General features: G+C 53.1%; 9 protein-coding genes. 1 reads left to right on the plus strand and 8 read right to left on the minus strand.

Going from position 1 to position 13,933, the window contains the following annotated elements; all coding sequences use genetic code 11:
• Nucleotides 1-108: 108 nt before the first annotated feature.
• The 5 genes from nrdD to ACHHZ6_RS14785 all read right to left on the minus strand — a co-directional run bounded on the left by nrdD (nucleotide 109) and on the right by ACHHZ6_RS14785 (nucleotide 8,944).
• Nucleotides 109-2,247 carry an anaerobic ribonucleoside-triphosphate reductase gene (gene nrdD / locus ACHHZ6_RS14765; RefSeq protein ID WP_395122486.1) on the minus strand — a complete coding sequence of 713 codons (2,139 nt, stop codon included), beginning with the start codon at nucleotides 2,245-2,247 and terminating at the stop codon, nucleotides 109-111.
• A 390-nt stretch (nucleotides 2,248-2,637) separates the two neighbouring features.
• Nucleotides 2,638-3,219, minus strand: coding sequence for a fructose PTS transporter subunit IIA (locus tag ACHHZ6_RS14770; RefSeq protein ID WP_395122487.1), 582 nt, complete (start codon nucleotides 3,217-3,219; stop codon nucleotides 2,638-2,640).
• A gap of 1 nt (nucleotide 3,220) precedes the next feature.
• Complete coding sequence (locus ACHHZ6_RS14775; protein WP_395122489.1) at nucleotides 3,221-4,921, minus strand: sugar phosphorylase; 1,701 nt, start codon at nucleotides 4,919-4,921, stop codon at nucleotides 3,221-3,223.
• Nucleotides 4,918-7,536 (minus strand): glycoside hydrolase family 38 C-terminal domain-containing protein, encoded by a 2,619-nt coding sequence (locus tag ACHHZ6_RS14780; protein WP_395122491.1) that lies wholly within the window; start codon nucleotides 7,534-7,536, stop codon nucleotides 4,918-4,920. Before ACHHZ6_RS14780 ends, ACHHZ6_RS14775 begins: the two co-directional genes overlap by 4 nt.
• A gap of 10 nt (nucleotides 7,537-7,546) precedes the next feature.
• A complete protein-coding gene (locus ACHHZ6_RS14785; RefSeq protein ID WP_182273550.1) occupies nucleotides 7,547-8,944 on the minus strand; it encodes a PTS fructose transporter subunit IIC in 1,398 nt (465 codons plus the stop codon).
• A gap of 178 nt (nucleotides 8,945-9,122) precedes the next feature.
• On the opposite strand from ACHHZ6_RS14785, the gene ACHHZ6_RS14790 reads away from it, so the two are divergent.
• Nucleotides 9,123-9,782, plus strand: a complete 660-nt coding sequence (locus ACHHZ6_RS14790; protein ID WP_182273551.1) for a MurR/RpiR family transcriptional regulator — start codon at nucleotides 9,123-9,125, stop codon at nucleotides 9,780-9,782.
• Nucleotides 9,783-9,790: 8 nt separating this feature from the next.
• Here the strand turns inward: ACHHZ6_RS14790 and ACHHZ6_RS14795 are convergent, their stop codons facing one another.
• From ACHHZ6_RS14795 to treB, 3 genes are all read right to left on the minus strand, one after another.
• Nucleotides 9,791-10,537 (minus strand): oligogalacturonate-specific porin KdgM family protein, encoded by a 747-nt coding sequence (locus ACHHZ6_RS14795; RefSeq protein ID WP_182273552.1) that lies wholly within the window; start codon nucleotides 10,535-10,537, stop codon nucleotides 9,791-9,793.
• Nucleotides 10,538-10,685: 148 nt separating this feature from the next.
• Nucleotides 10,686-12,341 carry an alpha,alpha-phosphotrehalase gene (gene treC, locus ACHHZ6_RS14800; protein ID WP_196390744.1) on the minus strand — a complete coding sequence of 552 codons (1,656 nt, stop codon included), beginning with the start codon at nucleotides 12,339-12,341 and terminating at the stop codon, nucleotides 10,686-10,688.
• A gap of 51 nt (nucleotides 12,342-12,392) precedes the next feature.
• Complete coding sequence (gene treB, locus ACHHZ6_RS14805; RefSeq protein WP_395122542.1) at nucleotides 12,393-13,811, minus strand: PTS trehalose transporter subunit IIBC; 1,419 nt, start codon at nucleotides 13,809-13,811, stop codon at nucleotides 12,393-12,395.
• Between the last annotated feature and the right edge of the window lie 122 nt (nucleotides 13,812-13,933).

The raw sequence follows: 13,933 nt of genomic DNA on the forward strand, positions 1-13,933 counted from the left end.
CCCACAGGGAGAGGGAGAAAACCGGCGTCCGGCATGACAATGTGCTCGATCGGTTCCCTCTCCCTTGAGGGAGAGGGGTAGGGTGAGGGGGAGAACCTGGCAAAGAACTTACCCGATCTGCCCATTCCCCAGATGTTTCACGCGGCGTTTCACCTCTTCCTGCTTACCGGCGTTAAACGGACGTGCATCAGGGCTGCCGAGATAACCACACACGCGGCGAGTCACGGAAACGCGCGAGGCATCATGGTTGCCGCATTTCGGACAGGTGAATCCTTTGCTGGTGCATTCGAACTCACCGGTAAAGCCGCACTCGTAGCACTCATCGATAGGCGTGTTCGTACCGTAATACGGCACGTGCTGGTAGCTGTAATCCCACACGTCTTCCAGCGCTTTCAGGTTGTGCTGGATGTTTGGGTACTCGCCGTAGCAGATGAAACCACCGCTGGCGATGGGCGGGTAAGCAGCTTCAAAGTCGATCTTGTCGTACGGGTTAACCTTTTTCTCGACGTCGAGGTGGAAGCTGTTGGTGTAGTAACCTTTGTCGGTCACCCCTTCAATGATGCCAAACTCTGCGGTGTCCAGGCGGCAGAAACGGTCGCACAGGTTTTCGCTCGGGGTGCTGTACAGGCTAAAGCCATAGCCGGTTTCATCTTTCCACAGGTCAACCGCATCGCGCAGGCGCTGCACGATAGCGACACCTTTTTCACGCAGCGCGTCGCTGTCATACATATGCTTGTCGCCAGACAGCGCGTTGATGGTTTCGTGAATGCCGATATAGCCCAGCGAGATAGACGCACGGCCATTTTTGAAGATCTCAGAAACGTCATCGTCTGCTTTCAGACGCACGCCGCAGGCACCTTCCATATACAGGATTGGCGCAACGCGCGCCTTCACCCCTTCCAGGCGGGCAATACGGGTCATCAACGCTTTACGTGCCAGCAGCAGACGTTCGTCCAGCAGCGTCCAGAAGGCCGCTTCATTACCTTTGGCCTCCAGCGCGATGCGCGGCAGGTTAAGGCTGATCACGCCCAGGTTATTACGCCCGTCGTGGATCTGCTCGCCGTTTTCATCCTCGTACAAGCCGAGGAAGCTGCGACAGCCCATTGGCGTTTTAAACGAACCGGTGACCTTGACCACCTGATCGTAGTTCAGGATGTCCGGATACATACGCTTGCTTGCGCACTCCAGGGCCAGCTGCTTGATGTCGTAATTCGGGTCGCCAAACTTGTGGTTCAGACCGTCACGAATGGCAAACACCAGTTTTGGGAATACCGCCGTTTTGCGGTTCTTGCCAAGACCAGAGATGCGGTTGCGCAGAATGGACTGTTGGATCAGTCGCGATTCCCAACTGGTACCCAGGCCGAAACCGAAGGTGACAAACGGCGTCTGGCCGTTGGCGGTGTGCAGCGTGTTAACTTCATACTCCAGCGACTGGAATGCGTCGTAACACTCTTTTTCGGTGCGCGAATGGGCATAGCCGTCGGCATCCGGGATTTGCCACTCTTCCGCCGTTGTACGGTGCTTGTTGAAGCTCGCGCTGACAAACGGCGCAAGCACTTCATCAATGCGGTTAATGGTGGTGCCACCGTAAATATGGCTGGCGACCTGGGCGATAATCTGCGCCGTTACTGCGGTAGCGGTGGAGATGGATTTTGGCGGTTCAATCTCGGCGTTACCCATTTTAAAACCGTGGGTCAGCATCCCTTTCAGATCGATCAGCATGCAGTTGAACATCGGGAAGAACGGCGAGTAGTCGAGATCGTGGTAGTGGATCTCTCCGCGCTCGTGCGCGGAAACGACGTCGCGCGGCAGCAGGTGCTGACGGGCATAGTGTTTGGCAACAATACCCGCCAGCAGGTCACGCTGGGTCGGGATGACTTTACTGTCTTTGTTCGCATTTTCATTGAGCAGGGCGGAGTTGGTCTGCTCTACCAGACCACGAATATCCTGGTTCAGACGACCGCGCTTCTCACGCTGAATGTCACGATCGTGGCGATACTCAATGTAGGCGCGGGCCAGCTGCTTGTAAGGCCCCGACATCAGCTGGTTCTCAACGGCAGTCTGGATCTCACTGATATCAACCTGGCTGCGTGTATTCATCTGGCTGCTAACGACTTCTGCGACGGTGGCGCAGTAATCTGCGTCATCGACTCCCGCTGCTTTAGCTGCACGCAGAATGGCTTCTTTGATGCGCTCTGATTTAAACGGCACTTTACAGCCATCACGTTTCATCACATGCGGTGTCATGATCACTCCATTTTAAAAACAGGTTATCCACAGAGGTGGAGAAGATTGCGCCGGGCAGATTTTCAATCCGCCCCGCTATTTCCCTCGTTCCCGACACTTGTTATCCACAATTCCGGGGAGCAGGGTCGCCGTCTTGTTGTTGGAATAGTAGACGATAAATACAAGATGTTGGGTCGGCGTGCATTTTAAGTGCTACATATAGTGATTTGCATCAAACTTGTTTGCGATTTTTTTGATTCAGAACAAAGTAAAAAAGGGAGAGTACAGATGACAAGCGTTACAGGCTTTGTAAATTCCTTGCGTCAAATTTTGATTAATTTTTCAACAAAATCATCAGCTCAGCGCAGGTTGCGCTGAGCCTGGTTTTGACTGACAGGTGTGAGTTCTGCGTTACAGGTGACCGGCCCAGCTTAGCCCGGCGTTGATCAGCGCCACCGCGGTGATGATGCCAAGTATCACCGGAAGCAGTGGGTTGTTAGCCGGTGCGGCAGGCATTGCAGGTGGTACAGGCGCTTCCTCCTCACCCCCTAAAATGGACAGCACCTCTTCGCGGGTGCTTGCCGCGAGAAGGTTACTGCGCGTTTCGTCATCAGTGAGGGAGGTTGTCAGCGTTGTCAGAAGCTGCATATGGGTGCTTCCCGCTTCACGGGAAGGAATGGCCAGCAGAAATACCATTCTGACCTTTTCGTCGCCCTCCAGCCCGGGCCATGTGATGGGCTCTTCAAAAAGTGCAACACAGAAGGCCGCCTGGGCGACAGATTCTGATTTTCCATGCGGGACGGCAAGCTCTTCACCGAGCGCGGTAGGGCCTTCGCTTTCGCGATGTAAGACACTATCAATAAACGCGTGCTTATCGTGGATCACACCCCGTCTGGCTAGCGAATCTGACATGTGCCTGATGAGCGCTTCCGGCGTGCGTGGCTCGGGGTTGATAAAGATGAAATCAGCGTGAGTCAGCGTGAGTAAATTCATTTTATGCCTCCAGGGGTGAGTTAACCTGAACCCACAGTGTCTGCCAGCCTGCAAGAATGCACCTGCCGGTAAACGGTTTGTTTGTTACGAGATCGATACCTGCCACCGGTAACGAAAGCGGCTGCGGGGTTCCCGTGACGTTGACGACACAATAGAGGGTTTCGCTTTCTTGTTTATTCTGGCGTACCACACCAAAGAGCGAGTCCTCCAGCGGCAGGACACGCTGCCCGGCGTGGGGCGAAAAGGCCGGATGCTGCCGCCGTATCTGTAACAGTTTCGTCAGTTCGCCATAGATGCGGGCGCGCAGGCTCTGTGGGTCGATAAGCTCACTGTGCAGACGTGAAAGATCCAGCTTTTCGCGATTGATACGCCGGTTAATGCCAGAGGCGCGCAGCCCGGCAACATCATTTTCACTCCCGAGCAGGCTGTGGTAATAAATTGCCGGAACGCCCTGTAGCATGAATAAAATTGCATGTGCGGCGCTGAAGCGGGCTATCTGTGAGTTCTGGCTTTCGCCGGGTTCGCTTAACGCACTCAGATAGTTGATGTTGAGTTCATACGGCGACTGGCTACCGTCAGGATCCGTTTTCCAGGAAATACGTCCTTCTTTGCGTTCCACTTCACTGATCAGAAAGTTTTTTTCCTCTGCATCCAGCACATTCTCTACCGGGCGTAAACCAATACCGTCATGGCTGGCCAGGAAGTTGAAAAATGTGCAGTTGCCAGGAAGGGGGTCGGCTTCCAGCGTTTCTGCCCACTGTCTCAGCCAGCGAGCATTGCCGCGTAAAAATGCATGCAGCGTCAGCGGAGGCAAGGGGAACTGATAGACCATGCTTGCTTCATCACCGGCACCAAAGTAACGGATATTCTCCTGATGCGGGACGTTGGTTTCCGTAATGAGCAGGCAATCGGGGAACGTTTTATCAAGAATGGCTCGCCAGAGCTTAATGATTTGGTGCACCTGTGGAAGATGAATACAGCGGCTATTTGGCTCCTTCCAGAGAAAACCGATAGCATCCAGACGGATCGCGCGTGCGCCACGGGCGGCATATTCCAGCAGGATCGCAATGCTCTCCAGAAGGACTTCCGGTTCACGGAAATTCAAATCTATCTGATCGGCGCTAAATGTTGTCCAGATATGAACCTTTTCCCCGCTTTTACGTGTAAATGGCGTGAGTAGCGGTAACGCCCGGGGACGCGTCACCTGATGGTAATTGCCCTCCGGGTCGGCATTCAGGAAAAAATTCTCGTAGCGGGCATCACCGTCCAGATACCCTTTAAACCAGGTGCTTTCCCGGGAGATATGGTTGATAACGAAGTCGAACATCAGATTGAAATCTTTTGCCATCGCTTCGACGTCCTGCCAGCCGCCCAGTTCAGGGGCTATTTGTCGGTAATCTTTGACGCTAAACCCATCATCGGAACTCCACGGATACATAGGCAGCAGGTGGATGTCACTGATCCTCTCTTTCAGCCACGTCTGTGAAAACCGGTGCAGTACGTTAAGTGCCGGTGCGCCTGGGGAGGTCATACTGTCACCATAAGCAATCATCCAGACGCGGGTTTGGTCCAGCGGAACCGGAGTGTGCTGACCAGACTTCCATTGTTTGCAGAGTTGGAGAATTCTCTCGCCGGTCACAGCGGGATCCTGATGGGGATACAGCTGCGTGAGTGTTTCGTTAATCAGAGGGGTAAGAGTCATTGCGGATCGTTACGCTCCGTGTAAGCAATAAGAAAATCACAGCTACTGGAAGGCGGGATCATGGTTTGTGTGGGGACGATCTCTTCCAGATAGTTGACCTGTGCAAGCGCTGTAAAACAGGCCGGAACGGGCACCGGCTGGTCACCGGCGTTAAAAAGACGCACGAGGGTGCCGTTCACCGTTTGGGCATGTGGCAGAGCGGAAAGTATGAGCGGCTCGGGGACGTCCAGAAGCGAGAAATAACCCGGCAGCGAGCGCGTTTTTATGTTTAATGTGAACCGCTCAAGACGGTTATCCAGCGTATGCAGCGTTTGCCGCTGCCAGGTAAAGGGTTGGCCAATAGCCTGTTTTTCCCGTTTCCGTAACGTGGCGTGCTCTGCGTTGTCTGCCAGCGACAGGGCAAAAGAAAAGTGCAGCGGTTTGAGGAGCTGTGCGTCCGGTGTTTCAACAATGGTGTTATTGATCCCCGAGGCACGGCCAGGTCGCCAGGCAAGATCGTCGCGGCCCAGTACCCCCGTGGCTTTAAACAGCGTCAGTGCAACTTGGGCGGGTTCTGTTCCGTGGAGCTGAAACTCTTTCATTCCCTGGCTGTTAATGATCAGCGCTTTGCCTGCGTCTTCAACAGCAATAATCCCCTCACTGGTTTCGATATCCACGGGAAATTCCCGGTACTGCTGACGCCACCGATCGTTTTTCACGCCAGCCTGACGGCGGATGATCGAAAAAGGCTGCGAGGCAAGGGTGTGCCGCGTCGTGATATCGCTGTTGATCAGCAAGCGCAGACGGTGATCGCAAACGGTGTTCTCCAGATCTATCGCGACATATAAATGAGGATCGTATTTGCGCAGTTCACACTGCAGCCGCACGGACAGCGTTTTTGTTGCGCCTCCCGCGCGAGCTGCCAGATCCACGGGTAACAAGAGTTCCGTTTCTAACGTCATTCTTTCGATGAGCTGACACTTCTGGCAGTCAAGAAGCCTGAATTGAGCAGTGTACTGAGGCGTATCGCCCTTCAGTGGGGAGAAGTCGTAGCTGTCGCCTGCGTCGGCGCAGTCTTCGAACGTGAACAGTTTTTCAATCCGCCTGCCGCTATGTTTATCTTCCAGAGAGAGATAACCCGCTTCGATTCGCAGCCTGCTCGTCTCGTTTTCAATAACGGTATCCTGGACGGTCTGTGCCCAATCGCTTATGCCCGGTGCTTCTGCTACGGTGACGGCCATATAACCGAGAGCGGGTAAGTCCGGCATATCCAGCGCGATGTTCCAGCGGTAATAGTCGGGTAATACGATCTCTTTTTCACCTTCAGGCGTCAGTTGAACAACCCGCCCACCAGGGAGGGACTGCCGGTCGAGAACGCTGAACGCCAGAGGCTGGTGTTGGTACCGTAGCGCAAGGGTATCGCTGCGGCTGTATACCGTGGTATTCACGACGCGTGACGCCTTATCCGCACTGGTATTCACAACCAGTAGCTCACCTTCCTGGCAGCACGCCGAGCCCAGTTCTTTCACCACCAGATTCCACAGGCTGTGGCAAAGCTGCTCGGTTTGCTCGAGGCGATGAGCAATATCACGGTTGGTGGCATCGCTATTACAACCGCCAATGGAATCGTGAGCATGGCAGCGCAATAGCTGTTTCCAGATGCGATCGACCCATTCCAGATTGACGTGAATACCGTGATGACGCGCTAACGCAATCGTGGGCTCCAGCCGACGCAGGATAAATTGTTCAATATCGTAATTTTTCTTTTTGATGTCATAACGGACGGAGCCGATCGTTTTGTGAATGCGCGTATAACGAGGGGATTTCAGTTCACCTTCCCAGCGCTCAAAACTGCCTTGCCGCTGTCGCAGGAGCCCGACGTAGTGCTCCAGCGAGCCGATCCGGTACTGGTCATTTTCTGGTGAGTGCTGGCTCGCCGTGCGCAGAATACCGGGTAAATCAGGATCGATATTGACCTGATCGCCGCCGCTGGGCAGTAATAAATGTTCCAGCCCGGCGCGCTGGCGAAGCGCATTGACGAGCGGGTAAATTTTGCCATGCAGGTGTTCAGCATCGGCGCTGATATTTTTTGCTGCGCCATAGCCAAATGCCATCGCGCAGGCGATGATTTCGGCTCCTGAGGGGGCTCGCCAGATAAACTGACTCTTGCTGGCCTGATCGTCGTGGTTAATGCCGCGCCAGAATACAATGTTATCAATGCCGCAGCCGCGTAGCAGGGTCGGCATTTGTGCATTGTGGCCGAACGTATCCGGCAGGTATCCCACCATCATGGCATGGCCATGTTCCCTCGCGGACAACATACCGTATTTCAGGTTGCGAATAATTGACTCGCCGTGAACGTTGTAGGTATCGGTTTGCGAATACCACGGTCCAATAAACAGACGCTTGTCGCGTACCTGTGTATTCAGGCGCTGGCGATATTCGGGGTTAATGCCCAGGAAATCCTCAACGACGGCCATTTGCCCATCAAGGTGGTAGCAGGTATATGACGGATCTTGTTCGAGCGTGGCAATCACTTCAGCGAAATTGTAAGACGCCAGAATGTTGCTGTCCTGGAGCGTGAAATACCACTCCTGATCCCAGTGCGTATGTGCGACGACGTGGATGTGACTCATCTTCCTGTCCTTACTTCGCCATTCGTGGGCTGGCATAGAGAACGCCCAGCGCACAGACCAGTGCACCAGTGAAAACGCTTAGCAGATATCCCGTGACGTTGGTTGCCAGCGGCCATCCCCATATCGCCGGAAGTGGCAGGGTTTGCTTTACTCCCAGTGCGATAGCCAGCAGTGCGCCGGACATTGCGCCAGCCATGAAGACGGGGATCAGCCGTGGGTTTTTCAGAATGAAGGGGATCGCACCTTCTGATATGCCGATGAGACCCAGCAGCAATGATGTGCTGCCCACTGTTTTCTCTTCACTACTGAACACGGCAGGAAGGCCGAAGCGCCCGTTCAGAAATGCGGCGATACCTACACCAATGGAAGGAATAACAATCGCCAGCTCTCTGGCGGTTAAATCAAAGGTTTCACTGACGCCATTCAGACCCAGCGCCACGGAACCGGCGGCTTTATTCACCGGGCCACCCAGGTCAAAAGCGGTGCCTGCGGCGATCATCGCGGAATAGAAACCGCGCCCGGTATCCCCGGCGGAAGTAAAGAATTCAACCATCAGCTGGTTGAGCGCACCAAAAACAGGGTTAATCAGGTATTCCATCACCATCACCAGCGTAATACCGGTAATCAGCGGTACCATTAACATGGTCTTAATCGTTGTAAGCTGTTGGCGAACCTGAATGGTATCGTTAAGCCAGCGCACCAGATAGCCGACAAAAAAGCCGATACCTATCGCGCCAAAAAAGCCTGATGGCATAAACCCTTCAATGTCAAAGAAGCGCTTGTAAACCTCATCAGACATGATGCCGCCAATCAGCCCGGGGATCAGCGCAGGCTTACCGGCAATTGAAAACGCGAGATACATGGCAAAAACAGGGTACATAAATTTAATGGTCATGAACCCAAGCTTATCCAGCACGCTAAACGGCGTGTGTTCGATGCTGATAAATTGCCCGGTAATTTTCGCCGTCGCCATCAGCAGGCCACCCAGCACAACAACCGGCAGCATGTAGCTGATGGCGGCCATGATATGGCCAATAAAGATTTGGTAAGCGGAGCGGCTGCTTTCAGCGTGGTCTTCAATGTGCGTGACCGTTTTTTCCATTGCCAGCGCCTGGCGCAGGTAACGATCGGTATGCCTGATAAGCTCCTGGGTGCGTGTTTTCAGGTGCGGCACATGGTCGAAACGCTCGGCGTCCTGAAGGGGAACGTCGGTGGCGAGAATAATGGCACTGGCGCTGGCGATATCGTGGGCCGACAGTTTGTTCTTAACACCGTCGCTTCCCTGGGTTTCGACTTTGACATCAATACCCTTTTCTTTCGCCCATGCTGTAATTTTATTGGCAGCCATAAACGTATGAGCGATACCGGTAGGACAGGCCGTCACGGCAACAATTCTTTGTTTAGTCATGGTGATAATTTCCTCAAAGAGAATTGAGGCGATTATAAATACAAATAAAAACAACCCTTAACGTTTGCTGATACTAATTGCGTACCGTGATACTCATTTCCGTAATATGTGATTCTCCTTCCAGAGAAGAAAACGGTTCTTTGTTAATATTAAATTATATTTTTTATGAGAGCGAAATATGAATTCTTTCCAGGGAAGTGAGCGATTAATATTCGAGTATATTCAACACCATGCACATGATATTTCTACTATCTCAGCGAAAGCGATCGCGCGAGATACCTTTACCACGACAACATCTGTTAACCGGGTGTGTAAAAAAATGGGGTATAATAGTTACACTGAACTACGATACAAATTTTTACGCGATCAGTTAACGGCGACACCTTCGTGGCCCGTTACGCTCACTGGTGAAGATAATATTGTCACGCAATTATCTGAACTGTTACTGCACTCCAGCCATATTTATTTATATGCACGGGGTGCATCACTGACTAGCCTGAATTATTTATCACGGTTTTTATCTCTGGCAAGTTTACCACATTTAATTCTTAATGATGTGCATCAGCTAACGCGTGTTTCCAGAGGAACACTGGTACTGATCAGTAAGTCAGGCGAGACACAATCGTTAATTGAAATGGCGCGTAACGCGTTGCGTAAAGGGTTAAAGATTATCGCGATAACTCGCGAGGGATCTACGCTGGCGTCGGTATCTACGTTGTGCTGGCCTCTGGAAATCAACATAAACGCGATCTCTTTATATCAGCGGGAAGGCCAGCTGGAGCTGCTGAATGCTGTTGACCGCATCGGCTGCTGGTTGCTGCAACACGATGCGGCATAGCCTCAGGCTTAGAGTTGCTTAACGACACCCAGTCGAATGGCGTAATCATTTTCATGATTACCATCATCATTGATATAGGTTTTATCCAGTGAGACGAGTTCAACGTAAGGCGTCCAGCCATCATCGAGCTTATAGTTGAAGGATACGGTATGTTCCCAGTAGGTATCGTCGCCAGTGCCCTGGTCAACACCGTCCTGATAGCGGAAGCGTGGGTTATAGGACATACCGAATTTACCGATATTATAAGCGAACCAGAGATCGAACTGATGTGATTCACGGCGTGTATAACCGCTACCGTCTAATTCTCTGTCGCTGTGTGCATCATTAACGGTGTTATAGCGGTAACGTGCGGAGAGGTTCAGACCATTATCGAATGATTTCCAGCCCTGAATAAAGGGACGATAATGGGTATTACTGGCTGTGAATACGGTGACCAGACCGGGAGCCACGGCATAACCATTACCCAAATCAAAGCGCCAGCGAGTTTCTATTTCCTGAGCCGCTTCTGTTACCCCTTTATCATCAGAGTTGTATCTGTCGGTATCACCAAAAAAGGTGTCATTGTGGTTCTGTGCGGCTTCAACGGAGAAATAAAAACCGTTATCTGCCTGATGCATAACCTTAATACGGGAATCATTAACATCAGAGCTGGTGTTATGACCAAAACGAAGATCTACAGACGTATTTCCACACCATCCCTGACCACTAATAAGCAATGCACTCATACAACTTGCTTTAATAATTAAATTCTTCATGATGTCCTGCCGATGTTATTAATATTGACAGTGACATTTTTATTTTAATTATTACGATCTGTAAAAGTTATTGTCATACATTCAGCGTATCGTTATACACTTTAAATAACAAATAGATACAAAGTCCTTTTTGTATCTCTTGTGGTTTTTAAGCTTGTTGCCACCACACTGCTTCAAACGGCCGTAGCGTCATTGCTTGTGGGCAGTTCGCCGTCTCTTCGTAATTGCTGATCATCACCTGCCAGTCGCCACTGACGGCTTCTGGTCGCCATTCCTGGCACTCCCGGCTGAGGTTGGCAACCACCACCAGGGTTTGCCCCTGCCACTGGCGGCGGTAGCACCACAGGGAAGGGTGCTCAGGTAGCAGATCCTGATAATCTCCCCACGTCAGTACCGGCAGGGTTTTGCGTAGCGCAATAAGCGACTGATAGGTGTAAAACACCGAGTCAGGATCGTCCAGCGCCGCGCGGGCGTTCACGGTTTCGTAATTATCGCAGACGCCAATCCACGGCTCTCCCTCAGTGAAGCCCGCATTGTGCGAGGCATCCCACTGCATCGGCGTGCGGCCATTATCGCGGGACTTGCTCGCCAGAATGGCCAGTAATTCCTCAGGATCACGACCTTTTTCCCGCAGTTCGGCGAACATGTTCAGGCTTTCCACATCGCGGTAATCGGTAATGCGGGTGAAGTGCGGGTTGGTCATGCCAATCTCTTCCCCCTGGTAGATATACGGCGTGCCCTGCATCCCGTGCAGCACCATGCCGAGCATCTTCGCGGCCTGGGTACGGTATTCCCCTTCGTCACCAAAGCGCGAGACGATGCGCGGCTGATCGTGGTTACACCAGAACAGTGCGTTCCAGGCTTTATTGTGCATACCCTGCTGCCAGTGGCGGAAGAGGGTTTTCAGCGCCACGTAGTCCGGCTCTGCTTTCGTCCACTTTTCACCGCCGGGGTAATCAACCTTCAGGTGGTGGAAGTTAAAGGTCATCGACAGCTCGCGCCCGTCCAGTGACGCGTATTGCTGGCAGTTTTCCAGCGAGGTTGAAGACATCTCACCCACCGTCATCAGGTGACGCGGGGTAAAGACGTCGCGGCTCATCTCCTGCAAATACTCGTGAATACGCGGCCCGTCGGTGTAGAAACGACGGCCATCACCTGCGTTGTCATTCGGGAAATCCTGGTCTTTGGAGATCAGGTTAATCACGTCGAGACGTAAACCGTCGACACCGCGATCGGCCCAGAACTCGCAGACCTTTTTCAGCTCTGCACGTACGGCCGGGTTTTCCCAGTTGAGATCGGCCTGCTCAGGCGCGAACAAGTGCAGATAATACTGCTCGCTTTCGGCGTGCCAGTCCCAGGCGTTGCCACCAAATTTGGAGCGCCAGTTGTTGGGACGCTGTTCTGGCGTACCGTCCCGCCAGATATAAAACTGGCGGTATGGGCTCTCTTTTTTCAGCGATTCGCGGAACCAGGCGTGCTGCGTCGAGGTGTGGTTGAACACCATATCCAGCACGATGCGAATACCGCGTGCGTGCGCCTGGGCGACCAGCTCGTCAAAGTCATCCAGCGTACCGTAGGCCGGGTCGATGGCGATGTAGTTCGCCACGTCGTAACCGTTATCTATCTGCGGGGAGATATAAAACGGCGTCAGCCAGATGGCGTCGATCCCAAGCGTTTTCAGATAGTCCAGGCGCTGCGTCACGCCGCGTAAATCGCCGGTGCCGCGCCCGGTGGTGTCCTGGAAACTCTTTGGGTAGATCTGATAGATGACACCGTTCTGCCACCACTGAGGAAGGGTATTCATAGTACGTTCCTGCAAATGCGAAGGGGCGCAACTGCGCCCCGAAAGATGAAGTTAAACAATCTGCAGCGAGCCCTGACGGAACTTACGCTGGTAAACCACGGTAGTGAGCGCCATTGGGACGATAATCGCGATGGCCATCGCCAGGGCAAACACCTGCCAGTAGGTCGGCTGAATGGAGAGGATGCCCGGCAGGCCGCCAACGCCGACCCCGTTCGCCATCACACCGTTCAGGCCGCAGACCAGGCCCGCCAGACCAGAGCCGATCATCGCGCAGAGCATCGGGAAGCGGTATTTGAGGTTGATACCGTACATCGCCGGTTCGGTCACGCCGAGGTAAGCTGAGATAGCTGCCGGCACGGAAATTTCACGTTCGTTATGCTTACGGCTGACCAGGATAATGCCAGTGACCGCTGAAGCCTGCGCAATGTTAGACAGTGCGACGATAGGCCAGACTGGTGTACCGCCCAGGCTCTGAATCATCTGCATATCAATGGCCAGCGTTGTCTGGTGTACACCGGTAATCACCAGCGGGGCGTACAGGAAGCCGAACAGGGCAGCACCAATTGGCGCGAAGCTGCCGGTCATCAGGTGACGAACCGCGAAGGCTACACCGTCGCCGATCATGCGGCCAAACGGGCCGATAAAGGCGTGGGCAAGGAAGACCGCAATAATCAGCGAGCAAACCGGCACGACCACCAGATAGAGGTAATCCGGCACGATGCGTTTTAAGCGGGTTTCAATAAAGCCCAGTGCCAGACCTGCCAGCAATGCCGGGATAACCTGCGCCTGATAGCCAACTTTGGCGATGGTGAACAGGCCGAAGTTCCATACTTCCGGTACCTGCTGACCAAGTAAGTAAGCGTTCATTAACTGTGGAGAGACCAGCGTAACGCCCAGTACGATACCCAGAATCGGTGTACCGCCCATTTTACGTACCGCTGACCAGCAAATACCGACCGGCAGGTAGAAGAAGATAGCTTCGCCAATCAGCCACAGGAAATCGTAAACCGTTTTCAGTGCGGGATACATCTGCGCCAGGGTTTTGCCGTCGCTCATCGGGACATCGCCGATGACGTTGCGGAAACCTAAGATCAGGCCTCCGCTAATCAGCGCGGGCAGCAGCGGGAAGAAGATCTCCGCAAAGTGGGAAATCAGCTGCTCGTGCCATTTCATGTTCTGGCGTGCGGCTTTCTTCGCCTGCTCTTTATCGGCAGAAGAGTGCCCGGTGGTTGCGAGCAGAGCCTGATAGTAATCGCTCACTTCAGTGCCGATAACGACCTGGAACTGCCCGGCGTTGGTAAAGCAACCTTTCACCATTGAAAGCTCTTCAATGGCTTTTGGGTTGGCTTTGGCCGGGTCGTTCAGCACAAAGCGCAGGCGGGTAATGCAATGGCTGACGGTCGCAATGTTTTCACGGCCGCCGACCAGGACGATCAGCTGATCGATATCTGCTTGTTTGACTTTACTCATCATGAAACCTCATGACAGATGGAGAGGGGTGTAATGACCTGAGCGCAAGCCTACTCCTTCCGCGTGATGGCGAAAATGGGAACGTTCCCGAAATCAGGCGAAGATCACAATAATCCGTTTAA

The organism is Enterobacter cloacae complex sp. 2024EL-00214 (assembly GCF_043945575.1).
Taxonomy (GTDB): domain Bacteria; phylum Pseudomonadota; class Gammaproteobacteria; order Enterobacterales; family Enterobacteriaceae; genus Enterobacter; species Enterobacter cloacae_P.

Coding starts and splice junctions, on each gene's coding strand:
- treB (WP_395122542.1), bottom strand. CDS start 13,811: ATGAGTAAAGTCAAACAAGCAGATATCGATCAGCTGATCGTCCTGGTC.
- ACHHZ6_RS14785 (WP_182273550.1), bottom strand. CDS start 8,944: ATGACTAAACAAAGAATTGTTGCCGTGACGGCCTGTCCTACCGGTATC.
- ACHHZ6_RS14770 (WP_395122487.1), bottom strand. CDS start 3,219: ATGAATTTACTCACGCTGACTCACGCTGATTTCATCTTTATCAACCCC.
- ACHHZ6_RS14775 (WP_395122489.1), bottom strand. CDS start 4,921: ATGACTCTTACCCCTCTGATTAACGAAACACTCACGCAGCTGTATCCC.
- ACHHZ6_RS14780 (WP_395122491.1), bottom strand. CDS start 7,536: ATGAGTCACATCCACGTCGTCGCACATACGCACTGGGATCAGGAGTGG.
- treC (WP_196390744.1), bottom strand. CDS start 12,341: ATGAATACCCTTCCTCAGTGGTGGCAGAACGGTGTCATCTATCAGATC.
- ACHHZ6_RS14790 (WP_182273551.1), top strand. CDS start 9,123: ATGAATTCTTTCCAGGGAAGTGAGCGATTAATATTCGAGTATATTCAA.
- ACHHZ6_RS14795 (WP_182273552.1), bottom strand. CDS start 10,537: ATGAAGAATTTAATTATTAAAGCAAGTTGTATGAGTGCATTGCTTATT.
- nrdD (WP_395122486.1), bottom strand. CDS start 2,247: ATGACACCGCATGTGATGAAACGTGATGGCTGTAAAGTGCCGTTTAAA.